At 67.6% G+C, this 22,201-nt stretch carries 23 protein-coding genes; 9 read left to right on the top strand and 14 right to left on the bottom strand.

Annotation, left to right across the window (positions count from 1 at the left end; all coding sequences use genetic code 11):
• Positions 1 to 66 precede the first annotated feature (66 nt).
• Complete coding sequence (locus CRM90_RS20200) at positions 67 to 1,197, bottom strand: GGDEF domain-containing protein (protein ID WP_102808722.1); 1,131 nt, start codon at positions 1,195 to 1,197, stop codon at positions 67 to 69.
• 69 nt (positions 1,198 to 1,266) lie between these two features.
• Positions 1,267 to 1,950, bottom strand: coding sequence for a GAF and ANTAR domain-containing protein (locus tag CRM90_RS20205; RefSeq protein ID WP_102808812.1), 684 nt, complete (start codon positions 1,948 to 1,950; stop codon positions 1,267 to 1,269).
• A gap of 228 nt (positions 1,951 to 2,178) precedes the next feature.
• On the opposite strand from CRM90_RS20205, the gene CRM90_RS20210 reads away from it, so the two are divergent.
• The 3 genes from CRM90_RS20210 (at position 2,179) to CRM90_RS20220 (ending at position 5,871) form a co-directional block, all read left to right on the top strand.
• Positions 2,179 to 3,408 carry an acetyl-CoA acetyltransferase gene (locus CRM90_RS20210; protein WP_102808723.1) on the top strand — a complete coding sequence of 410 codons (1,230 nt, stop codon included), beginning with the start codon at positions 2,179 to 2,181 and terminating at the stop codon, positions 3,406 to 3,408.
• Positions 3,398 to 4,915, top strand: coding sequence for a carotenoid oxygenase family protein (locus tag CRM90_RS20215; RefSeq protein WP_102808724.1), 1,518 nt, complete (start codon positions 3,398 to 3,400; stop codon positions 4,913 to 4,915). Before CRM90_RS20210 ends, CRM90_RS20215 begins: the two co-directional genes overlap by 11 nt.
• 68 nt (positions 4,916 to 4,983) lie before the next feature.
• Positions 4,984 to 5,871, top strand: a complete 888-nt coding sequence (locus CRM90_RS20220) for a winged helix-turn-helix transcriptional regulator (RefSeq protein ID WP_102808813.1) — start codon at positions 4,984 to 4,986, stop codon at positions 5,869 to 5,871.
• On the opposite strand, the gene CRM90_RS20225 is transcribed toward CRM90_RS20220, so the two are convergent.
• Positions 5,864 to 6,478, bottom strand: coding sequence for an LpqN/LpqT family lipoprotein (locus tag CRM90_RS20225; RefSeq protein WP_102808725.1), 615 nt, complete (start codon positions 6,476 to 6,478; stop codon positions 5,864 to 5,866). The genes CRM90_RS20220 and CRM90_RS20225 overlap by 8 nt on opposite strands.
• A gap of 155 nt (positions 6,479 to 6,633) precedes the next feature.
• Here CRM90_RS20225 and CRM90_RS20230 point away from each other — a divergent pair, with 155 nt between their 5' ends.
• Positions 6,634 to 7,083 (top strand): Hsp20/alpha crystallin family protein, encoded by a 450-nt coding sequence (locus CRM90_RS20230; protein ID WP_102808726.1) that lies wholly within the window; start codon positions 6,634 to 6,636, stop codon positions 7,081 to 7,083.
• 89 nt (positions 7,084 to 7,172) lie between these two features.
• Here CRM90_RS20230 and CRM90_RS20235 read toward each other — a convergent pair whose 3' ends face one another.
• From CRM90_RS20235 to CRM90_RS20250, 4 genes are all read right to left on the bottom strand, one after another.
• Positions 7,173 to 8,456, bottom strand: coding sequence for a sensor domain-containing phosphodiesterase (locus CRM90_RS20235; protein ID WP_158249038.1), 1,284 nt, complete (start codon positions 8,454 to 8,456; stop codon positions 7,173 to 7,175).
• Between the two features lie 95 nt (positions 8,457 to 8,551).
• Positions 8,552 to 9,145: a GNAT family N-acetyltransferase gene (locus tag CRM90_RS20240; RefSeq protein WP_102808728.1), complete on the bottom strand. Its 594-nt coding sequence runs from the start codon at positions 9,143 to 9,145 to the stop codon at positions 8,552 to 8,554.
• Positions 9,142 to 9,564 carry a hypothetical protein gene (locus CRM90_RS20245; protein WP_102808729.1) on the bottom strand — a complete coding sequence of 141 codons (423 nt, stop codon included), beginning with the start codon at positions 9,562 to 9,564 and terminating at the stop codon, positions 9,142 to 9,144. Before CRM90_RS20245 ends, CRM90_RS20240 begins: the two co-directional genes overlap by 4 nt.
• Positions 9,565 to 9,573: 9 nt before the next feature.
• Positions 9,574 to 11,148 carry an ABC-F family ATP-binding cassette domain-containing protein gene (locus CRM90_RS20250; protein WP_102808730.1) on the bottom strand — a complete coding sequence of 525 codons (1,575 nt, stop codon included), beginning with the start codon at positions 11,146 to 11,148 and terminating at the stop codon, positions 9,574 to 9,576.
• A gap of 156 nt (positions 11,149 to 11,304) precedes the next feature.
• On the opposite strand from CRM90_RS20250, the gene CRM90_RS20255 reads away from it, so the two are divergent.
• A complete protein-coding gene (locus CRM90_RS20255; RefSeq protein WP_102808731.1) occupies positions 11,305 to 11,751 on the top strand; it encodes a cupin domain-containing protein in 447 nt (148 codons plus the stop codon).
• Here CRM90_RS20255 and CRM90_RS20260 read toward each other — a convergent pair.
• On the bottom strand, positions 11,741 to 12,472 hold the full coding sequence (locus CRM90_RS20260) for a 3-keto-5-aminohexanoate cleavage protein (RefSeq protein ID WP_102808814.1): 732 nt from the start codon (positions 12,470 to 12,472) through the stop codon (positions 11,741 to 11,743). The genes CRM90_RS20255 and CRM90_RS20260 overlap by 11 nt on opposite strands.
• 50 nt (positions 12,473 to 12,522) lie before the next feature.
• Here CRM90_RS20260 and CRM90_RS20265 point away from each other — a divergent pair, with 50 nt between their 5' ends.
• The gene (locus CRM90_RS20265) at positions 12,523 to 14,241 is read left to right on the top strand and encodes an NAD-binding protein (protein ID WP_102808732.1); all 1,719 of its coding nucleotides are present in this window, start codon (positions 12,523 to 12,525) and stop codon (positions 14,239 to 14,241) included.
• 17 nt (positions 14,242 to 14,258) lie between these two features.
• Positions 14,259 to 15,143 (top strand): hypothetical protein, encoded by an 885-nt coding sequence (locus CRM90_RS20270; protein ID WP_102808733.1) that lies wholly within the window; start codon positions 14,259 to 14,261, stop codon positions 15,141 to 15,143.
• Here the strand turns inward: CRM90_RS20270 and CRM90_RS20275 are convergent.
• Complete coding sequence (locus CRM90_RS20275; protein WP_102808734.1) at positions 15,140 to 16,027, bottom strand: amidohydrolase family protein; 888 nt, start codon at positions 16,025 to 16,027, stop codon at positions 15,140 to 15,142. The two genes, CRM90_RS20270 and CRM90_RS20275, sit on opposite strands and share 4 nt — an antisense overlap.
• Before the next feature lie 90 nt (positions 16,028 to 16,117).
• Between CRM90_RS20275 and CRM90_RS20280 the strand changes: the two genes are divergently transcribed.
• Positions 16,118 to 16,777, top strand: a complete 660-nt coding sequence (locus CRM90_RS20280) for a response regulator (protein ID WP_102808735.1) — start codon at positions 16,118 to 16,120, stop codon at positions 16,775 to 16,777.
• Between the two features lies 1 nt (position 16,778).
• Here CRM90_RS20280 and CRM90_RS20285 read toward each other — a convergent pair whose 3' ends face one another.
• A complete protein-coding gene (locus CRM90_RS20285; RefSeq protein WP_233209416.1) occupies positions 16,779 to 17,003 on the bottom strand; it encodes a three-helix bundle dimerization domain-containing protein in 225 nt (74 codons plus the stop codon).
• A gap of 143 nt (positions 17,004 to 17,146) precedes the next feature.
• Between CRM90_RS20285 and CRM90_RS20290 the strand changes: the two genes are divergently transcribed.
• Entirely contained in the window at positions 17,147 to 17,527 is a 381-nt protein-coding gene (locus tag CRM90_RS20290; protein ID WP_142391409.1) for a hypothetical protein, read from the top strand.
• A 20-nt stretch (positions 17,528 to 17,547) separates the two neighbouring features.
• On the opposite strand, the gene CRM90_RS20295 is transcribed toward CRM90_RS20290, so the two are convergent.
• The 4 genes from CRM90_RS20295 to CRM90_RS20310 are packed head-to-tail and all read right to left on the bottom strand — an operon-like array spanning position 17,548 to position 22,193.
• Positions 17,548 to 17,994 (bottom strand): type II toxin-antitoxin system Rv0910 family toxin, encoded by a 447-nt coding sequence (locus tag CRM90_RS20295; protein ID WP_102808738.1) that lies wholly within the window; start codon positions 17,992 to 17,994, stop codon positions 17,548 to 17,550.
• 3 nt (positions 17,995 to 17,997) lie between these two features.
• Positions 17,998 to 18,204: an antitoxin gene (locus CRM90_RS20300; RefSeq protein ID WP_102808739.1), complete on the bottom strand. Its 207-nt coding sequence runs from the start codon at positions 18,202 to 18,204 to the stop codon at positions 17,998 to 18,000.
• Positions 18,205 to 18,207: 3 nt separating this feature from the next.
• Positions 18,208 to 20,610 (bottom strand): HAD-IC family P-type ATPase, encoded by a 2,403-nt coding sequence (locus tag CRM90_RS20305; protein WP_102808740.1) that lies wholly within the window; start codon positions 20,608 to 20,610, stop codon positions 18,208 to 18,210.
• The gene (locus CRM90_RS20310; RefSeq protein WP_102808741.1) at positions 20,607 to 22,193 is read right to left on the bottom strand and encodes a serine hydrolase; all 1,587 of its coding nucleotides are present in this window, start codon (positions 22,191 to 22,193) and stop codon (positions 20,607 to 20,609) included. The genes CRM90_RS20305 and CRM90_RS20310 overlap by 4 nt, the downstream gene beginning before the upstream one ends.
• Between the last annotated feature and the right edge of the window lie 8 nt (positions 22,194 to 22,201).

Raw genomic sequence — 22,201 nt, forward strand, 5'->3', positions numbered from 1 at the left:
CCGATGTCCTGAGACACGCCATTCCTATGTCCTGGAACCACACACTGCCGGGGGCACTTTCTGCCGCTAGGCGATCGACTGGCTGGCGTCGCCGCCGACGTCCGGTCGACGCCGGTCGATCGGGTCGGTGTCCTGGTGCCGGCAGCCGTTGCCGCCGGCGCGCTTGGCTCGGTACATCGCCCAGTCGGCGTTGCCGACCAGCCGGTCGATGAGCACCTTGTGGTCACCGTAGGTGTCGGACAACCGGACCGCGGTGGTCCCGACGCTGGCGGTGACACCGGCCGGCGACTCCGCGATCGCGGTGCAGATCCGTTGCGCCAACTCATTGCAGTCCGCGCTGGGCAACGCGGTCGCGACCACGAACTCCTCGCCTCCGCTGCGGGCGACCACCGCCTCGGCGCCGGCAGCATCCTCGATGGCACGGGCGACATGCACCAGCGCCTCGTCGCCTGCGGCGTGGCCGTAGCGGTCGTTGACCGACTTGAACTTGTCCAGATCGATCAGGGCCACCGCCAGGTGAGCGTCGGCATGACGTCCCGACTCGATCAGCCCGAACGTCTGAGTGTGGAAAAGTCGCCGATTGAGTAAGCCGGTCAGCGGATCACGTTCGGCGCGAAGAAGATCGACGCCGAGCGCATTCACCAGGATCTGGATGGCCAGCGGCAGCGCGATATTGACCTGGATGATCAGCCACCAGTCCACGCCGGCGATGATCAGCTGCCCGTTGGCGGCCATGCGCACCGCACCCCAGGTGGCGACGGTGGCCGCGACCGAGAAGTTGTACAGCACCAGGAGGGTGGTGTGGAAAAACGCGATGTAGGCGCCGATCGTCGCGAACGAAATGCAGCCGACCAGGGCGTGCAGTGGACTCGGATTGGCCACGCAGGCCAACGCCATCGACGCGTTGGTGATCAACACGAACACCACCGACTCACGCCGGGTCGGCCACTTGGCCGTGAAGAGGACAGCCCCGACCACCCCGCCGGCAATGGCCAGCCACGTCATCGCTCTGGGAACGGTTCCGACCGGACCGTCCGGCGAATGCAGCATGCCCACCAGACACGCGACCATCGATACCGCAAGGAATGCCATCAGCGCGCGCGCCGGACCGCGCATGCCACGGTCAGCGAGGTAGCCGCTCAACCATTCGTAATGGGTGGATTGCTGCCACCAACGCCTGAGCGCATCCCTCACCATTGAGCGACCCCCACGAGCACCAAGAACTTCGGACCAACGATACCGCCGGTTCGGGGACGCTCGTGCCGACTACGTGCCCCTGGTCGCGATTACCCGATTCGCGATGTCGACCAACCTGGTGTTGGAGGTCTGCGACAGCTCGCGCAGCATCTCGAACGCGCGCATGGCGTCGACGTTGAACCGTTCCATGATCACGCCCTTGGCCTGCCCGATGACATCGCGGGTGGTCAGCGCGGACTCGAGTTGCTCTCCGTGCTTGCTGGCCAGGACTGCCGACGCGGCGTGAGCGGCCAGCACCGACCCGATCGCCTCGGACTGCCCGTCGAAGGCGTGCGGCTGCATGCCGAACAGATTCAGTGCGCCCGCGGTGGTTTTTCCGGTGTACAGCTTGAACGACAAGCCGCTGCGCACCCCGAGTTCGGTGACCGCGGAGCTGTACTTCGGCCAGCGCCGCTCGGTGGTGAAGTCGTCGGTGCGCACGATCAGCTCGTCGACGGCGGCCTGGATGCACGGTCCTTCCCCGCAGGCCTCCTGCAGTGCGTCGAGTTGGTAGATCAATTCCGACGTCCCGAACAGGGACTCGAACTTGCCGCCCTTGCCGATCAGCAGCACGCCACAGGTGTCGGTCCCGGGAATCATCTCCGTCGCCGCGGCGGTCACCCCTGCCAGCACCTCGTCGACATTGCGGGGCGGCGCGGTCGCTCGGGCCAACTCCGCCATCCGCAGCGCAAGATCGTGGTTGGGCACAGACATGAGGCAAGTCTTACTCACGATTGCCGGATTGACGAACGCGCCTGGCAAATCGAGACGTTTGCGGATTCTCAACGAGGGCATGCTGCGCAGCAAGCGGACGCGGTGGTCGACACCCACGTCCGCGAGGTCCTGTCGGTTCAGACCGCGAGCCGACGGGGCCGCCCCTAGTTATCGCGTGCTCTGCGCAATCCGGCCCGGCACTCTCTTAGCTGTAGTAATTTCGGCGCTGTGGCGAGCAATGTCTGGATTCTTGGCGGCTATCAGAGCGACTTCGCCCGCAACCTCACGCGGGAGAGTCGCGATTTCGCCGATCTCACCACCGAGGTCGTCGACCTGACTCTGTCCGCGGCGATGATCGACGCCGCGGACATCGACGTCGTGCACGTCGCCAATGCGTTCGGCGAGATGTTCGCCCGCCAGGGTCACCTCGGCGCGATGCCCGCCACCGTCCACGACGGACTGTGGGACACCCCCGCGACCCGGCACGAGGCGGCGTGCGCCTCCGGTAGCGTCGCCGCGCTGGCGGCGATGGCCGATCTGCGGGCCGGCAACTACCGCACCGCACTGGTGGTCGGCGTTGAGCTCGAGAAGACGGTGCCCGGCGACGTCGCGGCCGCCCACCTCGGCGCCGCCGCATGGACCGGCCATGAGGCCGGGGACGCCACGTACGTGTGGCCGTCGATGTTCTCCCGCGTCGCCGACGAATACGACCGTCGCTTCGGCCTCGACGACGCCCACTTGCACGCGATCGCGGCGCTGAATTTCGCCAACGCCAAGCGCAACCCCAACGCCCAGACCCGCGACTGGGCGGTCCCCGATCTGGTCACCGGCGGCAGCGACGACGCGGTCAACCCGCCCACCGAGGGCCGGATCCGCCGCTACGACTGCAGCCAGATGACCGACGGCGGCGCGGGCGTCGTCCTGGTCAACGACGACTTCCTGCGCGACCACCCTGGCGTGCGCCCGATCGGGCTGATCGAGGGCTGGGGTCACCGCACCGTCGGCTTGGGGCTGCAACAGAAGCTCGACCGCGACGCGGCCAACCCCTATGTACTGCCCCATGTTCGGGGTGCCGTGCACGACGCGTTCGGCCGCGCCGGCGTCGGCCTCGACGATCTCGACGGCATCGAGGTGCACGACTGCTTCACCCCCAGTGAGTACCTGGCCATCGACCACATCGGCCTGACCGGGCCGGGCGAGTCCTGGAAGGCGATCGAGAACGGCGAGATCGAGATCGGCGGCCGGCTTCCGATCAACCCCAGCGGCGGCCTGATCGGTGGCGGCCACCCGGTGGGCGCGTCCGGCATCCGGATGATGCTCGACGCCGCCAAACAGGTGAGCGATCTCGCCGGCGGCTACCAGGTTGACGGCGCGCGCCGCTTCGGCACGCTCAATTTCGGCGGAAGTACCGCAACCACAGTCAGTTTCGTGATCAGATCGGCAGACGATGGACACTGAGATCGTCGGCAAGTTCCTGTCGACGCTACCCGAGGACGACGACCACCCCTACCGCACCGGCCCCTGGCGGCCGCAGACCACGGAGTGGCGCGACGACGACCTCACCGTCGTCGACGGCGAGATCCCCACCGACCTCGACGGGGTGTACCTGCGCAACACCGAGAACCCGCTACACCCCGCGCTGAAGGCGTATCACCCCTTCGACGGTGACGGGATGCTGCACATCGTCGGCTTCCGCGACGGAACAGCGTTCTACCGCAACCGGTTCATCCGCACCGACGGGTTCGAGGCGGAGAACGCCGCGGGCGGTCCGCTCTGGCCCGGCCTGGCCGAACCGTTGTCGCTGGCGAAGGTCGACTACGGCTGGGGCGCGCGCACCCTGATGAAGGACGCCTCCAGCACCGATGTCGTGGTGCACCGCGGCACCGCGCTGACGAGCTTCTACCAGTGCGGAGACCTGTACCGGGTGGATCCGTACTCCGCCGAGACGCTCGGCAAGGAGACATTCAACGGTGGGTTCCCGGGCGACTGGGGTGTCTCAGCCCATCCGAAGGTCGACGACCGCACCGACGAGATGCTGTTCTTCAACTACTCCAAGAACGCGCCGTACATGCACTACGGCGTCGTCGACGCCAACAACGACCTGGTGCACTACACCGATGTGCCGCTGCCCGGCCCGCGGCTACCGCACGACATGGCGTTCACCCGAAACTATGTGATCCTCAACGACTTCCCGCTGTTCTGGGATCCGGAGCTGCTGCAGCGCGACGTGCACATGGCCCGGTTCCACCGCGACATACCGTCGCGCTTCGCGGTGCTGCCCCGGCGAGGCACGAGTAGCCAGATCCAGTGGTTCGAGGCCGACCCGACGTTTGTGCTGCACTTCGTCAACGCCTACGAGGATGGCGACGAGATCGTGCTGGACGGCTTCTTCCAGGGCGATCCCGAGCCGACCGACAACGGCACCGGCACCAAGTGGCAACGGGCGTTCCGGTTCCTCGCGCTGGACCGCATGCAGGCCCGGCTGCACCGCTGGCGGCTCAACCTCGTCACCGGCGGACTCACCGAAGAACCGTTGTCGGACAGCATCACCGAGTTCGGCATGATCAACACCGGCCACCTGGGCGAGCCGTATCGCTACACCTGGGCGGCCAGCGGCAAGCCGGGCTGGTTCCTGTTCGACGGGCTGGTCCGTCACGACGTGCGCACCGGCGCCGAGGAACGTTATTCCTTCGATGACGGGGTCTACGGCAGCGAAACCGCGATGGCGCCCCGTGTCGGCAGCCGGGGCGAGGACGACGGCTACCTGGTCACCCTGACCACCGATATGACCGCAGATGCCTCCTACTGCCTGGTCTTCGACGCGGCTCGGCTGGCCGACGGCCCGGTGTGCAAGCTCAAACTGCCCGAACGGATCTCGAGTGGCACCCACTCCACCTGGGTGGCCGGCTCCGCGCTGCGCCGGTGGCATACCGCCGACTCGGCGGCCGATGCGATCGGTTTGTAGTGACCGCAGTGCACTCCGCCGAGACGCCCACCGTCTTGGCGCCTGACAGTCCCAACGCCATCGGGCGGATGCTGGGGCTGCTCGGCGACGAGTGGAACCTGTTGATCATCCAGCAGGCGCTGCTCGGCGCCAGCCGCTACAGCCAGTTCATGTCACGGCTGCCGATCTCGAACTCGGTGCTGACCAACCGGCTCCGCACACTGGTCGGCGACTGCCTGCTGACCCGCAAGGTGCATGCCTCGACCCGGGCGCGCACCGAGTACCTGATCACCGGCCGCGGTCGCTCACTGTGGCCGACGATGCTGGCGATCTGGGAGTGGGAACGCAACTGGGTCACCGAACATCGGGCGACCTTGCCCGCGATGCGCCACGCGCCGTGCGGGTCGGATTTCGCGCCGTTGTTGCGCTGCAACAGCTGTCACGCCGTCGTCACCGGATCCGAGGTGGAGTTGGCCCTCGGACCGAGTGGCGACTGGGCCCGGTCCGCGCCGGCCGCCGCGACGCGGCGCCGCTCGGAATCGGACGGCAGCGCGCGCCAGGCCGGGCTGTTCCCCGAGACCATGAGCGTCTTCGGCAATCGTTGGGCCGCAGCGCTTTTGGTGGCGGCATTTCTCGGCACCTCCCGCTTCACCGATTTCCAGACCCAGCTCGGGGCCCCGCCCAGCCTGCTGGCCGAACGGCTCCAGACGTTCTGCGCCCTTGGCGTGTTCACCACGTCGCCTGCGGACCGGTCCGGTCCGGAGCGGGCCGCCTACCTGCTGACCGACAAGGGTCGGGCGTTCTTCCCGGTGTTGACCGCCGCACTGCAGTGGGCGCAATGGTGGTTCCAGGCGCCGGAGGGTCCGGCCGTGGTGATGACCCACCACGACTGCGGGGCAGAGTTCACCGGTGAACTGGCCTGCGACCGGTGCACCGAACGGCTCACCGGGGCCGAGGTCGGCACCGTCGCTATTTAGCCGGGATTATCTGGAATCCCTTGAGGATCATCGCCGAATCGGCTGCGTACGTGGGGTTGTCGGGCTTGATCGTCTGCACGGTCAATGTGCTGACGTAGTTCACGTCACCGTCGTTGAAGACCACTGCCAGCGAGGTCGCGGTGCGGGCCGGGATCTTGCCCATCGCCGGGGCGGTGTACGTCGTGGACTGGGCCGTCGACCCGCAGATCGTCGCCGAACTGGTCTTGAGGTCCGTCACCTTCAACCGCGCCACCAGCTGCTTGTTCTGAATGTCGAGGATTTGCTGGGCATTGCCCTCCTTGGCGGCCACCTTCTGCAGGGTGACGACCGCGTTCGGCGTGAATCCGTCCTCGGCCAGCGCCGGGTTGCGGATGGCGTACCGGATGGATTCGGAGTCCAATTTGTCGGTGCGTTCCCAGCCCTGTGGCTGCGGCAGCCGAAGCCGCGGCTCCTGGTCGGTTCGGGTGGGGACGTCGACGAGCGGCGCCGACACCTCGGCGCATTTGGCCGCGACCGGCTTGTTGTCGTCGGAACAGCCCGTGATCGTCACCGCCAGTGCGGCCGCCAGTACGGCCGCCACGATTCCCGTCGCCTTGCGCAAAGTCATCCCTTCGAAAGCCCGGCCCAGCCTACCGGTGGCGGGGGAAAATCCGGTCGGAAAGTATTAGCACTCGCCACCATCGAGTGCTAATCTGGCCGTGCACAGTAAAGCTGCCCGCCAGGGTGGTGGGCTTGCGTTCAGCGATGCAGGAGGTGAGTACTGTGCTCCGCTTCGATCCGTTCAATGAACTTGAAGCCATGACCCGGGGACTGCTGCCCAGCCAAACCGGAACCGATCGCAGCCCCCGATTCATGCCGATGGACCTCTACAAGGTCGAGGACCATTACGTCCTGACCGCCGACCTTCCCGGTGTGGATCCCGGTTCGATCGACGTCAACGTCGACAACGGCACGCTCACGCTGACGGCGCACCGCTCGGCCCGCTCCGAGGACTCGGTGCAGTGGCTGACCAGCGAGCGGTTCTTCGGCACCTACCGTCGCCAGTTGGCACTCGGCGAAGGTATCGACACCGCCAAGATCTCGGCCACCTACGAGAACGGTGTTCTGACGGTGACGATCCCGCTGGCCGAGCGCGCCAAGCCACGCCGCATCGAGGTCACCCGCTCCGGCGAAGGCAAGCCGATCGAGCCGACGACCATCGAAGCGGGCTGAGGCCCAAACGATTCCGTGACGTTCCGTGCTCAGCCGCCAGCTTCGGCGGCTGAGCACGGACACGTCGTAGTCTGGCCTCACATCATGGTTCAGCCGGCGAGATCGAGGACATCTGAGGGTCGGCCGAGATGGAACCCCTGGCCGTATTCGATGCCGAGGTCGATCAGCGTCTCGAGCTGGCTCGGCGTCTCGATCGCCTCGGCCACTGTCTTCGCCCGTAATTCGGAGGCAAGGGATTTCAGTGCCGTCGCCATTGCCCGCTTGACCGGATCGTCGTCGATACCGGCGATCAACTCTCCGTCGATCTTGATGATGTCGGGACGTAGCCGCAACAACTGGGTGAAGTTGGCGTATCCGGCGCCGGCATCGTCGACCGCGATCGATACGCCGCGGTCCCGCAACGGTTTCAAACCGGACTCGAGATCAGCGGGAAATGGCTCATGCTCGGTGATCTCGACGATCAGCGCCCGGTCCTGGGCCGCGAGCGTGTCGTGAATCGCCGGCTCCAGCGCCGCGCTCGGACTCAGGTTGACAGCTACCGGACAGTCATCGGGGATCGGATGCGCCGCCCTCAAGATCGTGCACAGCGCGGCATATTCCAGGTCGACGCCGCGGCCGAGTCGCCGGGCAGCGGCGAACCAGTGCATCGGCGTCAGATCCGATGACTCGGGAAACCTCATCAGCCCCTCGTAGGCGGCGGTGGTGCCGTCTTCCAGACGGACGATGGGCTGAAAGACCGCCCTGAGCGCATCCGGCTGAGCCAGAACTGCGTCGAGCCGTTCTTGCAGACTCTCGGTCTCCACCGCTTCCGGAACCATCACCGAGGCGACGAACCGCGCCGTGAGCGCGCGTTGCCCCCGCTCGTCGCTGTCGGTCATCACCTGAGTCAACAGCTCCGACAGTTGCAACTGGGCGCCGACGAGGGCCGAGACGAACTCGCTGATCGCCAGTAGCGCGTCGACGTCCGATTCCGAGAACGCGCCGACGGTGGTGGCCGCCAGCAGCAGTGAACCGATCGGGTCGCCGTTGTACTTCAGCGGAATCACCGCCCATGACCGAGTGCCCCACTGCTTGTTGGTCGCGCGGACGCGTGCCGACAGCCGTTCGTCGATCAGTGCATCGTGGATCAACATCGGATGGTTTTCCCGTGCCGCAAGGCCCTGAAAACTGGTGTCCCTGGGCACCACGAAACCCGTCGTCGCCGCGAGCACGCCGTGCGCGGACACAGTCACGTACGCGTCATCAGAGCCGCGGAGCAGCGTGACGGCGGCGCCGTCGGCGGCATGCATGAACGCGCTCACCTGTTCGGCGACACGACCAACCAACTGCGCCGGGTCCATCGAGGCGGTCAGTGCCCGTACCAGTCGCTCCACAGCACCCCCATCTCCGCGCCGCTGGAGGGCCATGGCGCCGTGAGGCGTATTTCTCAGTCCATGCACGACAGTACTGGGTGGATGGGTGATATCCGTCAAGAATGGCGGCTGAGCCGGAACCTCAGGTTGTTGCGCACCGCAGGCCATTCGATGTCCAGGATGGAGTAGACCACGGTGTCCCGGCGGGATCCGTCGGGCAGCAGTTGATGGCTGCGCAGCACGCCGTCGAGCTTGGCGCCGAGGCGCTCGATCGCCGCCCTGCTGACCTGGTTGAAAAAGTGGGTGCGGAATTCCACCGCAACGCAACCGAGTTCGTCGAAGGCGTGGGTGAGCAGCACCAGTTTCGCCTCGGTGTTGACCCCGGTCCGCCGCGCCGTCGCCGAGTGCCAGGTGTGACCGATCTCGAGCCGGCGGTTGGCGGCGTCGACGTGGAACAGACTCGACGAGCCGACGACCACCCCGTCGGTGCGTCTGCGGATCACATAGGTCACACCTTCGTCGGCGTCCTGCATCGCCTGCATCCGGCTCACCCACGCCGCGGCGGTCTCCGGCGTCGGCGCGCTGGTGAACCACAACTCGCCGACGTCGGCCGCGGCGGCGGCGATCTCGGGAACGTGGGATTCGTGCAGCGGCTCGAGGGAAACCCATTGCGCGCCGGTCAAAGTGACCGGTTCGACGAATCGGCTCATCTGCGGCGCACCAATGCGGTGATCAACGCCCACGCCGAGCAGATCACTGCGCCCGCCGCGCACACCGCCCCGATGTAGAGGCCGTACGCCGCCGACACCGATCCGCTGACGTTGAGGTGGTAGTACCAGTAGGTCAGCACGCCGAGCAGCATCGAGATCACCAACGCCGCCGCGGCGGCCAGGCGCGGGGACAGGTTGCGCGCCACCATCGCACCGGTGACGATCAGCGCCGAGGCCAGCAGCACGATCAACTGACCGGCGCCGAATCGTGGCGGCAGCACGATGCTGCCGACGGTGCCGCCGATGGCGCTGGCCCGGCCACCGCCCGCGACCGAGGTCGTCAACCACGGCAGCCAGGCGCTGACGGCCAGTACCGCCGCGCAGAGCGCGACGAACCAGCCCGCGCGCAGGTGTGCCATGGTCCGACCCTAACCCGCCGCATCCAACAGCCCGGGGTGCCGCATCGACAACGTCCGGTCCAGATCCAGCCGGGACAAGAACTCGTCGTCGTGGCTGACCACGATCACCGCGCCGCGGTAGGCGCGCAGCGCGTCGACCAGCTGGTCCACGCTGGCCAGGTCGAGATTGTTCGTCGGCTCGTCGAGCACGATCAGCTGCGGCGGCGGATCGGCCAGCAGCAACCGCGCCAGCGCCACCCGGAAGCGCTCTCCGCCGGACAGGGCCGCCACCGGCCGGTACACCGAGTCACCGCGCAACAGGAACCGGGCCAGCCGAGTGCGCACCAGGGCGGTGTCGGCGTCTGGCGCCCCGGCACGCACGTTGTCCAGGACGCTGGCCTGCTCGTCCAGGCCGTCGATGCGCTGCGGCAGGTAGCCGATCCGGTCGGTCAGCACGCGACCCGCGGTGCCGGCGATCAGACCCTCCAACAGCCGGGTCTTGCCGATGCCGTTGCGGCCGACGACGGCGATACGTTCCGGACCCATCACCACCAATGGACCACACGCGCCCGGTAATTCGGCGATCCGGCGGCTGGCCGGCACATCGGGATCGGGCAGGTCGACGCGAATGTGCTCGTCGCTGCGCAGCCTCGCTTCGGCCGCCTGCAGCGCGTCGGCGGCCTCGGCCGCCGAGGCGTCGAGCCCGGTGCGTAGTTTGCCCGCCGCCACCTCGGCGGACGAGGCCCAATTGTTCATCACGATCTTCGGTGCGCGCTTGTTGGCATAATCCTTCTGCGCCTTGCGATTTCGACGTGCAAGCTTGGTCTCGGCGGCAGCGCGCTGACGCTTCTGCGCGCGCACGCTCTGCTCGGCCGCGGATACCGCCTGCGCCGCCGCGGCCTGCTCGATGTCCAGCTGGGCGCGGAATTCGCGGTAGGGACCGCCGAAGGAGGTGAGCCGGTGGTTGTGCAACTCGGCGGTGTGGTCCATCCGGTTCAGCAGCGCGACATCGTGACTGACGACCACCAGCGTTCCCGGCCAGTCCGCGATCAGGTCGAACAACCTGGCCCTGGCGTCACGGTCGAGGTTGTTCGTCGGTTCGTCGAGCAGCGTGATCGCCGCGGCCTGCAGCCGAAGGGCGGTGACCGCCAACAACATCGCCTCCCCGCCGGAGAGCTGCCCGACGGTCCGGTCCAGATCGTCCGGCCCCATGCCGATGACGCCCAGCAACTCGGCGGCCCGGTCCGCGACGTCCCAGTCCTCGCCGATCACCTCGAAGTCGCGTTCGGTCGCCGAGCCGGATTCGATCGCCCGCAGCGCGGCCAGTTGCGCTCCGACACCGAGTACGTCGGCGATCGACACGGCGACGTCGAGCGTCAGCGTCTGCGGCAGGTAGGCGACGTCACCGCCGGTGCGGATCCGGCCCGCCGTCGGAGTGAGGTCACCGGCGATCAGCCGCAGCAGCGTCGACTTGCCGCTGCCGTTGGCGCCGACCAGGCCGGTGCGGCCGGCGGGCAGAGTGGCGCTCAGGCCGTCAAGCGCGACGGTTCCGTCCGGCCAGGCGAAGTCGAGGTCGATCAGTGTGATGGCGAAGTCGGTAGGCATGGGTCTCCCAGTGGTGGTCGGCGAGCAGGTGAGCTGCGCTGTGATCCACGACGGGGACCCTCCTCACTGGACGAAAGACTTCAGAAGACGTCAACGGGCGCCACGGTAATGGCCCAACACCGACGCCGGCAACCGATTTATCCCTACGCTGTGCCCATGACGGATCTCCCCGACTGGGTTCGCGAGCTCGAGCTGGGACCCCATCCCGAAGGTGGCTTCTTCCGCGAGACCTGGCGCAGTGACCTGATTATCGGCGAATCCGCCCTGCCGCCGGACTACAACGGACCGCGTAACGCCGGCACCGCGATCTACTTCGTGCTGCTGCCCGGCCAGCAGTCCGCCTGGCACACGGTGCGCAGCGCCGAATTGTGGTTCTATCACCGCGGCAGCCCGCTGCTGCTCGACATCGGTCCGGAAAAGGACAGCGCCACAACGGTTCTGCTGGGCCCCGATATCGTCGCCGGTGAACAGCCGCAGGTACTGGTGCCGCCCGGCCACTGGCAGCGCGCCCGTCCCCGCGACGACGAGCCGACGTTGGTCAGCTGTGTGGTGGTGCCGGGCTTCGACTTCGCCGACTTCGCGATGGCCCCACCTACCGACTGACACTCCGCAGCACGTCGAACGCGGCGGCGACGAGTTCGGCGTTGCCCGGGGCCGGTGACCCGTCCGGCAGCGTCACGGTGTCTTCCAGCCCGATGCGGGTCTGCACCCCGCGCAGTCCCGCGTGGGCCAGCAGCGGCCAGCAGCTGTCGTCGAGGCCGTGCAACAACGCCGGCGCCGGCGACTCGGCCCGCCGGATCCTCGCCAGCAGGTCGTCGGCGGTCGCGGTGTCCCCCTCGGGCGGGAGTTCGACCATCACCCGAAGGCAGTGCGGGGCCAGGGGCGAACTCGCCCAGGATTCGGCGGCGTCGGCATGAAAGATGCCCGCCTCCACCCCGATGCCCCGGCTCAGCAGCAACTCCGCCAGATCCTGGGCGCCGGGCTCATGCCAGTTGACGGAGGCGAAGTCCGGCAGCACGGTCCAGGACTCGACGGCGCGCAACCGCCGCTGCGGATCGGGCAGCGCCCAGAATCCTGTCGTCACTCCCAGCGGCAGCCCCGGCACCGCATGCCGGACAGCGCTGACCGCCGCGCCCACCGTCTCCGGTTCGAGCGAGTCGACCCCGTCGGCGGTCTTGGGGTGCAGATGCACCGCCATGGCTCCGGCAGTGTGCGCGGCAACGGCGGCGGCGGCCAATTGCTGCGGCGACACCGGGAGTCCGGCGTGCTGGTCGGGGGTGCGAGCGCCGTTGATGCAGGCTTTGACGTAAGGGGTGGTGGCCATGACGTCATTCTCACCCGCCACGACGAGACTTTCCGAAGTAGCGTTCCCCTATGCGGGGCCACACCATCGTCTGCGGCGACGACGCGCTCGGGTTGCGGATCATCGACGAACTGAACAACGCCGGGGTCAGTGTCGCGATATCGCAGGCACCTGAGGATCTCGAGGGCGCCGGGATCGCCACCGCCGATGCGGTGATCTGCGCTGACGACGACGATGCGCTCAATCTGGAGATCGCACTGCTCGCACGGCAGGCCAACCCGAGGGCGCGCATCGTGGCTCGGCTGTCCAATGCGGTACTGCGCGAGGCCATGGCCGACGGGAACGGGCCCGGCGCCATCCTCGACGTCGCGGACCTCGCAGCGCCGTCAGTGGTCGAAGCGCTGTTGAAGCGGACCACCCACACGATCTCGGTGGCCGGGGTGGACTTCGTCGTCACCGGGGCCACCGCGCGCCTGGACGGCAGCCTGCGGGAGATCTTCGGCGACCTCGCCCCGGTCGCGGTGATCCGCGGTGAGGGATCGGACAATCCCGGCGAGGTCATCGCGTGTCCGGGCCGCGACATACAGGTGCGCGCGGGTGACTGGACGGCAATGATCGGCACCGTCGACGAACTCGCCGACCGGGGTATCGAGGTCGCCAAGCCGATACCGGCATCGCCGCGGGCGCGGCCGCTGTTCGTCCGGATCTCCGACGCGGTCCGCGCATTCGCCGACGATCTGAACCCGATGTTCTACCGCGCGCTGGCGGTATCGGTGACGTTGCTGATCGGTTCGACGATCATGCTCCGGTTGGCCTACACCAAGCCGGGGATGAGCTGGGTGGACGCGCTGTACTTCTCCGCGGAGACCATCGCGACCGTCGGGTACGGGGATTTCAACTTCCTCCAGCAACCCACCTGGCTGCGGATGTGGGGCGTCGTGATGATGTTCGCCGGCGTCGCCACCACGGCCATCGTTGTCGCTTTTGTGGCTGATGTGCTTCTCTCGCACCGTATCTCGCAGGCCGCCAGTAAGCAGAAGGTGCGTCACCTGCAGCGCCACATCGTGGTGGTGGGCCTCGGGTCGTTCGGGATCGGGGTGGCGGCGGTGCTCAAAGCGGCCGGGCACGAGGTGGCCGTGATCGAACGCGACGAGGACAACCGCTACCTGTCCGCCGCGGCCGAACTGGGTGTGCCGGTGATCTTTGGTGACGCCACCTTGCGCCAGACGCTGGAGGCCGCCCGGATCGACGACGCCCGCGCGGTCGCGGTGCTCACCCAGGACGACGTGGTCAACATCGAGACGGGCATCGTGGTGCGCGAGATGCTCGGTCCGCGAGCACTTCCCGAGATCCAGCGCCCTGACGTTCCGATCGTACTGCGGATCTACGACCGGGCGCTCGGATCGGCGGTCGGCACGCGGTTCAAGTTCGAGTACGTGCGTTCGACCGTCGACCTGGCCACGCCGTGGTTCATCGGTGAAGCGATGGGCCTCGATGTGCTGGGGACGTTCTCGGTCGGGCAGCGGTCGTTCATGGTGGGTGCGGTGCAGGTTCAGCCCGGCAGCGAACTGGACGGCATCCGAATGTTCGAGCTGTCGACCCAGACCCGGGTCATCGCCATCGCGCGGGCGGAGACCCCGCTGCGGCTACATCCGCGCCGCGACACCCAGCTGATCGCCGGCGACACCGCCTACCTCGTCGGCCCCTACCGTGAGTTGATCGCCACCCTGCGCAAGGGGCAACAGGCGTCACACCCGGGGACGATCAACGGGCCGATACAGACAGGTTGATCACCTACCCTCTGCTCATGACGCAGTCGGGTGAGCAGGTGACGAGGCGCGACGACATCCGTCGCCGCCTCGAGGAGCGCTACCGGCGCCTCGCGGAGTCCCGCCGCCTGAGCCCGATCACGGCGCTGGTTGCGCGGTACAACGACATCGACGGCGGCACCCAGGGAGCCGTGGTGTCCACCCAGCTGTTCACCACGGTCATTCCGTTGATGATCATCGGCTTCAGCTACCTACACGGGTTCGCTGACAACGCCAGTCCCGGCACCATCTTCACTCGTCAGTTCGGCCTCGAACATCCGCTGTCCGACCGGTTGCGGGAAGCATTCGGCAATTCGGCGGGGCTGCGGGCGGATTGGACGTTGATCGGGGTCGCGAGCTTCCTCGTCTGGGGCATCCCGATGGCGGCCTCGGTCGCGGCGATCTTCGGCAAAGCCTGGCGCCGCGAGCAGTACAGCGTGATGACCCGGTTACTGCGCGGCACAGCATGGTTCGCGTTGTACCTCGTCACCATCGCGGTGCGGGAGCGGATCATGTTCGGCCATCACCACCACGGTCTCCCCCGCGCACTGTTGTTCGTCGTGGGACTGTTGCCGGTGTGGCTGTTCTGGTCGCTCACCCCGGCCCTGCTGGTCCGCGACGGCGGCCGGGGCTTGCGTCCGCTGGCCCTGGCCGGCCTGGCCGGCGTGGTCATCGACGGCGTCGTGATCCCGCTGGGCTCCCGCCTGATATTCCCCTCGCTGCTGCACGACTGGGATGGGTTCGGCCCGATCGGCGTGGCGATGGCCCTGCTGATCTGGTGCGGCGCGGTGGGCACCGGCTGGGTGCTGACGGCCTGCGTTGGCGCGGTGCTGTGGGAACGCAACGCACCCTCGAAGATGGTGGTCGACTCCCAGATCGCCTAGGGCAGTCGCAGCACGCGTAGGGCGTTCTCCTTGAGGATCTTGCGCGCCACCGCGGGGTCGATGCCGAGCGCCTCGAAGTCCTGCCGCCAGCGGTCCAGCGCTATGTAGGGGTGATCGGTGCCGAACAGGGCCTTGATGCCGAGCTGCCGCTTCAGGGCCGAAACGAGTTGCGGCGGGAAGTATTTGGGCGACCACCCGGACAGGTCGATGTACACGTTGGCTTTGTGCGACGCGATCGCGATCTGCGAGTCGACCCACGGCACCGCCGGGTGGGCCATCACGACGGTGAGCTCGGGGAAGTCGGCGGCGACGTCGTCGAGCAGCATCGGATCGGAGTAGCGCAGCTTGATTCCGTGCCCGCCGGGCAGCGCCGACCCCAGTCCGGTCTGGCCGGTGTGAAACAGTGCGGGCACGCCCGCAGCGGCGATCGCCTCGTAGATCGGATAGCACCGGCGATCGTTGGGTTCGAAGCCCTGCAGGCTGGGGTGGAACTTGAAGCCCTTGACCCCATAGTCGCCGGTCAGCTCGGCCACCCGCCGCACCGCGTCGGAATCCCATGGGTCGACGGACCCGAACGGGATCAGCACGTCGTTGTTGCGCACCGTCCCCTCGATCAGCTCCTCGACCGAGTTGGGCCGGCGCCCCGACACCGTGTGGGCGTCGATGGTGAACACCACCGCGGCGGTGTTGTGCTGGCGGTAGTGCGCGGCGAGGTCGTCGACGCGGGTGAAGTAGTCGGCACCGAGCTTGAAGTACCGGCCGGTGGCCTCGGCCAGCTCGTCGTCGTAGGCGCAGTGGCCGCTCGAGTCGACCTCGACATGGGTGTGGAAGTCGATGGCGTCCACTGCCGAGATGTCGATCGCGGGTTCGTACCTGACCGTCACCGACGCAGTCTAGGAGAGCTCGGCGCTCCTCCGTGGATTTCAGGACCAAAGTCCCTACCGGCCGGTAACCCTCCCGGGCTTCACTGCTGTGTGCTCAAGGTGTTCCTGGTCGACGACCACGAAGTCGTGCGCCGCGGTTTGGCGGACCTTCTCGGCGCCGATGCCGAACTGACGGTGGTCGGCGAGGCTGCGACCGTGGCTGAGGCACTGGCCCGTATCCCGGCCGCCGCGCCCGATGTCGCGGTGCTCGACGTCCGGTTGCCCGACGGCAGCGGGATCGATCTGTGCCGGGATCTGCTGGCCGCCAACGACGACCTGCGCTGCCTCATCCTGACGGCGTTCACCGACGAGCAGTCCATGCTCGACGCGATCCTGGCCGGTGCCAGCGGCTACGTGGTCAAGGACATCCGCGGGATGGCCCTGGCCGAGGCGATCAAGACCGTCGGAAGTGGAAAGTCGTTGTTGGACAACCGCGCCGCGGCCGCCCTGATGTCACGTCTGCGCCGGGACACCGAGCAGGACGAGCGGTTGCGGGATTTGTCGTCCACCGAACGCACACTGCTGCAGCTGTTGGGCGAGGGCCTGACCAACCGGGAGATCGGCCAGCGGATGTTCCTGGCCGAGAAGACCGTGAAGAACTATGTGTCGCGGCTGCTGCTCAAGCTCGGCTTCGCCGGGCGCACCCAGGCGGCGCTGTTCGCCGCCGAGAATCTGGGCCGCCACGAGGCCGGCCCGGTGATCGCGCCGTAGGTCAGACGGAGATCTCGACGGCGGGTTGCAGAACGAACGTCGCGCGGCAGGAGCGTTCGACGAACAGCGGCACGAATTCCCGGATCCTGGCGTCGTCGAACCGGCGGTAGGTACTGTCCACCGTCTCGGTGATGACGTGGTCCGGCACATACGGGAACGATTCGGTCAGGCGGCTGACCACCTGATCGATCTGGCGCTGCTCTTCAGCACGTTCCACGCCGGACATCATCGGACGAAATACGCGGTTTGCGCAACTATCGGCACCACGGCGGATGACGGCCTGGTAGCGGGTGGATGAACAGCGAGCGGTGACAGGTGTGTCGTTCCACCCGGTGCGCGCGCAGTCATCCGGTCGGATACAGTTCGGCCGTGACCTCACCGAGCAATGTGGACGCGGGCGACCAGACGCCCGAGTCCGCGAATCGCCTTCAGGCCGAACATCTCCGGGAGATGCTGTTGGCCCAGTGCGAGCAACTCGACGCTGACCTCGCCACCTACGGCTTGGCGCTCGAGCGTTACCAGCGGCGCGGTGAGCAGACGCAGGCGCGGCGTATTCGCGGCATGATCCGCGCTGCCGAACGCGAGCGTCGCTCGGTCCAGGATCTGATCACCGGGCTGGAGTGCCGGTTCCTGGTCACGGAGACCGCTCGCGGCGAGCAGGCCCGGCGCATCCCCGGCCTGGGCGCCGCCCGCCAGAGCGCGCCCCGCGTGCATCCCTACCCGACCCCGCACCGGGTCATCAGGAACTAGCGCTCGGACGGACGCGAAGGCTACGACGGAGCAAAGACGGCCACAAAGCGGTTCAGCGACTCCTTGATGTCGCCCTTCAGCGCGCCGGCCACGACCATGCCGATCGGGCCGAACAGTGCCGCGCCGCCCAGGTGGACGTCCATGGTCACCACCGAGGTGCTGGCGTCCTTGTCGTTCGCCCGCACCTTGCCGATCAGCTTGACCTTGACCCCGCCCACACCGGCGCCGTTGAGCGTCATGGCCTCCGGCGCCTTGAAGTGGACGATCTCCCACTTCACCCGGTTGGGCATGCCCTTGACCTCGACGATGGATTCCACGACGGTGCCCTTTTCGAGGGTCTCGGGCAGCTTCGAGCGCCACACCCGGTGGATGGTCAGCCAGTCCTTGTAGCGCGAGAGGTCGGAAGCGTGCTGCCACGCCTGTTCGGGCGGTAATGGAACGTCTACGGATACAGAGAGTTTCGCCATAGGTCAGCTTGGTTCGTCGCCCTTGTCGGTGCGGTTGGACTCGACGTAGTTCTTGGCGGCATCCTGCACCTTGTCGACGGCGCCGGAGTACTTGCCCTGCGTCTTCTGGTCGATGATGTCGCCGGCCTTGTCGATGGCCTGGCCCACCTTGTCGGCATTCTCACCCAAGACTTCCTTGGTCTTGCCGAGGGCTTTGTCGAGGAATCCCATCGGTCAATCTTGCACCGCGGGCTCGGTCCGCCACAACATCCGCCGTTCGCCCAGCACCCGGCCCTGCACCCACCAGGCCACCTCGACCAGACCGGCGGCGAGCAAACCCATAGCCAGACCTGTCGAGGTGATCTCCAGATTGGACGGGTCGAGCATGAACGCCTTACGCGCCGCCGGTATGGCGAAGATCACCACATAGGCCAGTCCAGAGGCGGCCACCAGTGCCACCCGCCACCACTGGTAGGGCCGGGCGACCACCGCGAGCACCCAGACCGCCCCCATCAGCAGGGTGATCAGCGCGGCGGTCGAGGCCTGGGTCTGCTCGGTCACCGTCGCGTCTGTCTTGTGATTGGCGATCAGGTAGGACGCGTAGGTCATGACGCCGATCACCACCCCGGACGGCAGTGCCGAGGTCATCACGCGCCGGACGAACCCGGTGTGGGCCCGTTCGTTGTTGGGCGCCAGGGACAGGATGAAGGCCGGGATGCCGATGGTGAACCACGCCGCGATCGTCACGTGGATCGGCTGGAACGGGTAGAGCAGCGAGGGCGTGCCGAACAGCTTGTGGGACAACCCGGCCAATCCCACCAGCAGGGCGAGCAGGACCGAGTAGACGGTCTTGGTGAGGAACAGGTTGGAGACCCGCTCGATGTTCCCGATGACGCGCCGACCCTCGCCGACCACGTAGGGCAGGGTGGCGAATTTGTTGTCCAGCAGCACGATCTGCGCCACCGCGCGCGACGCCGGGGAGCCCGATCCCATCGCCACCCCGATGTCGGCATCCTTGAGCGCCAGCACGTCGTTGACGCCGTCGCCGGTCATCGCGACGGTGTGGTCGCGCGACTGCAGGGCGTGCACCATGGCCCGTTTCTGGTCGGGGCGCACCCGGCCGAACGTGGTGTAGGTGGCCATCGTGTCGGCCAGGGCGTCGGTGTCCGTCGGCAGCCGGCGGGCGTCCATAGTCTCGCCGTGCAGGCCCAGCGCCCCGGCCACCGCCGCCACCGACACCGCGTTGTCGCCCGAGATCACCTTGACCGAGACATGCTGCGAGGCAAAGTATTCCAGCGTGTCCCGGGCGTCTGGGCGGACCCGCTGCTCGAGCACCACCAGCGCCACCGGGGTGAGCTGCCCGGGCGCATCCGGACTGTCCACGGGCAGGTTGCTGGCGCCGAGCAGTAGTACCCGCATGCCGCGCGCGCCGATCTCCTCGGCCTGCGCGGCGGCCGGCGAGTCAGGGTCCAGCAGGACGTCAGGGGCACCGATCAGCCAGTTCCCCTGCTCGGCGTAGGACACCCCGCTCCACTTCGTGGCGGACTTGAACGGGGCTGCGGCCGTTGCGGTCCAGCCCGGCGCGTGCGGATAGGCCTCGGCGATCGCCTGCATACTGGCGTTGGGCTTGGGGTCGTCGGCGGCCAGTGCGGCCAGCACGTCGGCCACCCGCTGGTCGTCCTGGCTCAGCGCGGTGACCTCGGCCAGCCGCATGCCGTTCTCGGTCAGGGTGCCGGTCTTGTCCGCGCAGACCACGTCGACGCGGGCCAGCCCTTCGATGGCGGGCAGTTCCTGCACCAGACATTGCCTGCGCCCCAACCGGATAACCCCGACCGCGAACGCGATCGACGTCATCAGCACCAGGCCTTCGGGAACCATCGGCACCAGGGCACCGACCATCCGCAGCACCGACTCCCGCCAGCCCACGTCCGTCGTGAACAGCTGGGTGTAGATGACCAGCAGCCCGGTGGGCCACAGCAGGTAGGTGATGAACTGCAGGATCTTGTTGATGCCGCTGCGCAGTTCGGATTTGACCAGGGTGAACTTGCTGGCCTCCTCGGCGAGCTTGGCGGCGTAGGCTTCCCGGCCGACCTTGGTGGCGCGATAGGCGCCGGTGCCGGCGACCACGAAGCTGCCCGACATGACGGTGTCGCCGGTGTGTTTGGCGATCGGGTCCGCCTCGCCGGTGAGCAGCGACTCGTCGACCTCGAGGTTGGCGGCCTCGAGCAGTTCGCCGTCGACGACGATCTGGTCTCCCGGGCCGAGCTCGATGATGTCGTCGAGCACCACCTCGTTGGGCGGCAACGGTTTTGTGCCCGTCTGGCGGCGCACGGTGGGTCTGGCCTGCCCGACGATGGCGAGGTTGTCCAGCGTTTTCTTGGCGCGCAGTTCCTGGATGATGCCGATGCCGCTGTTGGCGATGATCAGCAGCCCGAACATCCCGTTGATCAGCGACCCGGTGGACAGCACGATCAGCAGCAGCACCCCGAGGATGGCGTTGATGCGGGTGAACACGTTGGCCCGCACCACCTCCGCGACACTGCGCGAGGCGCGGGTGGGGACGTCGTTGGTCTGGCCTGCGGCGATCCGGGCAGCGACGTCGTCTGCGGACAGGCCTGCCGCTACGGCGGCGGTCATCGGGTAAAGGTTCCCATCTTGTCCTCGTCGTAGTACTCGAGGGTCAGCTTGTCGCCGTCGAAGGTCGCCGTGGAAATGCTTCCGGGCGGGAAGTTCTCGGAGGGGAACGTGAACGTGAAGACGTCGCCGTCCCAGTGGCTGAGTTCGAGGATGTCCGGCCGCGGCCCCAGCGACAGCGTGAGCTTGCCGTCCTTTTCGGCGACCACGGCCGCACCCCAGTAGTCATTGCGATAGGTGCCGGCATACCTGGCGGCCGGTTGGGCCGGGGCCGGGTTGGCCGGCGGTGTCTTGCCTGCCAGCGTGCCGAACGGCTTGTCCAGGTCGGCGAACGCATGCGCGTACAGCGCGCGCCAGTCCTGGCGCACCTCGCCGAACTGGACAAGGTCGGCGAATTCGGCGGTCAGCGTCTCCGGGATGCCCGTCGGGGTGGCGTTGGTCAGCGCGACGATCGCGACGTCGGCCGACGGGATGATCACGAAGTTGGTTGCGGCGCCGAGGTCGAACGCCCCGGAATGGCTCAGCTGCACCCGGGCCGCGGACGTGGTACCGACGTTGAACCCGTACCCGTAGAAGCCGGAGCGCATCGCCGGCTCCGTCGGCGGGTTCGACACGATCTGCGGGGACACCGCGGGCAGCAGCGCGGCGGGGTCGACGATCTGCCTGCCGTTGTACTTTCCGTCGGCCAGCATCATCGACAACCAGTGGGTGAGGTCGTTCACCGAGGAACTCACCCCACCGGCGGGCGCTTCGGGATCCGCATCGCGCTTGTAGAGCGGCTTGTAGGCCCCGTCGATCCGGATATGCCCGACCGCCTTGTCCGCCCTGGCCTCGTAGTCGGCGAACCGGGAGCTGGTCGACGCCATGCCCAGCGGCCGGTAGAGCACCTCGTCGCTGAGGTCCTCCCAGGACTTGCCGGCCGCCACCGCCACCGCCTCGGCAGCTGCGGTCAACCCGAAGTTTGTGTATGCGTAGGAGATTCGGAACGGCGCCAGTGGAAGCTGGCGCAGGCGTTCCAGGATGTAGCGCCGGTCGTAGCCGAGGTCCTCCAGCTGATCCCCGGCGTGGTCGGGCAATCCGGAGCGGTGCGAATACAGGTCACCCACGGTGACCATCCGGGTGGCGGCCGGGTCCGACAGCGCGAACCACGGCAGCTTGTCGATCACCGGGGTGTTCCAGCCGATGGCGTTCTGGCTGACCTGATGGGCGACCACGGTGGCACCGATCGGTTTGGACACCGACGCGAGCTGGAACACCGTGTCCGGATCGACCTTGTTGGCGGGGTCGTCGGCGGGCCGGGTGCCGTCCTTGACGCCAAAACCCTTTGCGTACACGGTTTTACCGCCGTGCACCACCGCAACCGCCATCCCGGGGATGCCCGCGGACTTCATCAGCTCGGCGGCAATCCCGTCGAGTTTGGCGACGGCGTTGTCAACGGCGTTGTCCGGCAGCGCCATGGCGGGCACCAGCGGCGGTGGCTGGTCGGACAGCGACGGGCGCGCCTCGGGCTTGGATGCTGGGCCGCTACACGCGGTGAGCGCGGCGACCAGGGCGACGATCGCGGCGCGTGCTGCCAGAGCGGTCATGGGTTGCA

This window comes from Mycobacterium sp. ENV421, from assembly GCF_002887815.1.
Lineage (GTDB): Bacteria > Actinomycetota > Actinomycetes > Mycobacteriales > Mycobacteriaceae > Mycobacterium.

Excerpts from the sequence above, each read along its gene's own strand:
- CRM90_RS20300 (WP_102808739.1), bottom strand. The coding sequence starts at position 18,204 with ATGGGATTCCTCGACAAAGCCCTCGGCAAGACCAAGGAAGTCTTGGGT.
- CRM90_RS20200 (WP_102808722.1), bottom strand. The coding sequence starts at position 1,197 with ATGGTGAGGGATGCGCTCAGGCGTTGGTGGCAGCAATCCACCCATTAC.
- CRM90_RS20205 (WP_102808812.1), bottom strand. The coding sequence starts at position 1,950 with ATGTCTGTGCCCAACCACGATCTTGCGCTGCGGATGGCGGAGTTGGCC.
- CRM90_RS20215 (WP_102808724.1), top strand. The coding sequence starts at position 3,398 with ATGGACACTGAGATCGTCGGCAAGTTCCTGTCGACGCTACCCGAGGAC.
- CRM90_RS20305 (WP_102808740.1), bottom strand. The coding sequence starts at position 20,610 with ATGACCGCCGCCGTAGCGGCAGGCCTGTCCGCAGACGACGTCGCTGCC.
- CRM90_RS20220 (WP_102808813.1), top strand. The coding sequence starts at position 4,984 with ATGCTGGGGCTGCTCGGCGACGAGTGGAACCTGTTGATCATCCAGCAG.
- CRM90_RS20285 (WP_233209416.1), bottom strand. The coding sequence starts at position 17,003 with ATGTCCGGCGTGGAACGTGCTGAAGAGCAGCGCCAGATCGATCAGGTG.
- CRM90_RS20240 (WP_102808728.1), bottom strand. The coding sequence starts at position 9,145 with ATGAGCCGATTCGTCGAACCGGTCACTTTGACCGGCGCGCAATGGGTT.
- CRM90_RS20245 (WP_102808729.1), bottom strand. The coding sequence starts at position 9,564 with ATGGCACACCTGCGCGCGGGCTGGTTCGTCGCGCTCTGCGCGGCGGTA.
- CRM90_RS20225 (WP_102808725.1), bottom strand. The coding sequence starts at position 6,478 with ATGACTTTGCGCAAGGCGACGGGAATCGTGGCGGCCGTACTGGCGGCC.
- CRM90_RS20270 (WP_102808733.1), top strand. The coding sequence starts at position 14,259 with ATGACGCAGTCGGGTGAGCAGGTGACGAGGCGCGACGACATCCGTCGC.
- CRM90_RS20295 (WP_102808738.1), bottom strand. The coding sequence starts at position 17,994 with ATGGCGAAACTCTCTGTATCCGTAGACGTTCCATTACCGCCCGAACAG.
- CRM90_RS20265 (WP_102808732.1), top strand. The coding sequence starts at position 12,523 with ATGCGGGGCCACACCATCGTCTGCGGCGACGACGCGCTCGGGTTGCGG.
- CRM90_RS20310 (WP_102808741.1), bottom strand. The coding sequence starts at position 22,193 with ATGACCGCTCTGGCAGCACGCGCCGCGATCGTCGCCCTGGTCGCCGCG.
- CRM90_RS20260 (WP_102808814.1), bottom strand. The coding sequence starts at position 12,472 with ATGGCCACCACCCCTTACGTCAAAGCCTGCATCAACGGCGCTCGCACC.
- CRM90_RS20250 (WP_102808730.1), bottom strand. The coding sequence starts at position 11,148 with ATGCCTACCGACTTCGCCATCACACTGATCGACCTCGACTTCGCCTGG.
- CRM90_RS20255 (WP_102808731.1), top strand. The coding sequence starts at position 11,305 with ATGACGGATCTCCCCGACTGGGTTCGCGAGCTCGAGCTGGGACCCCAT.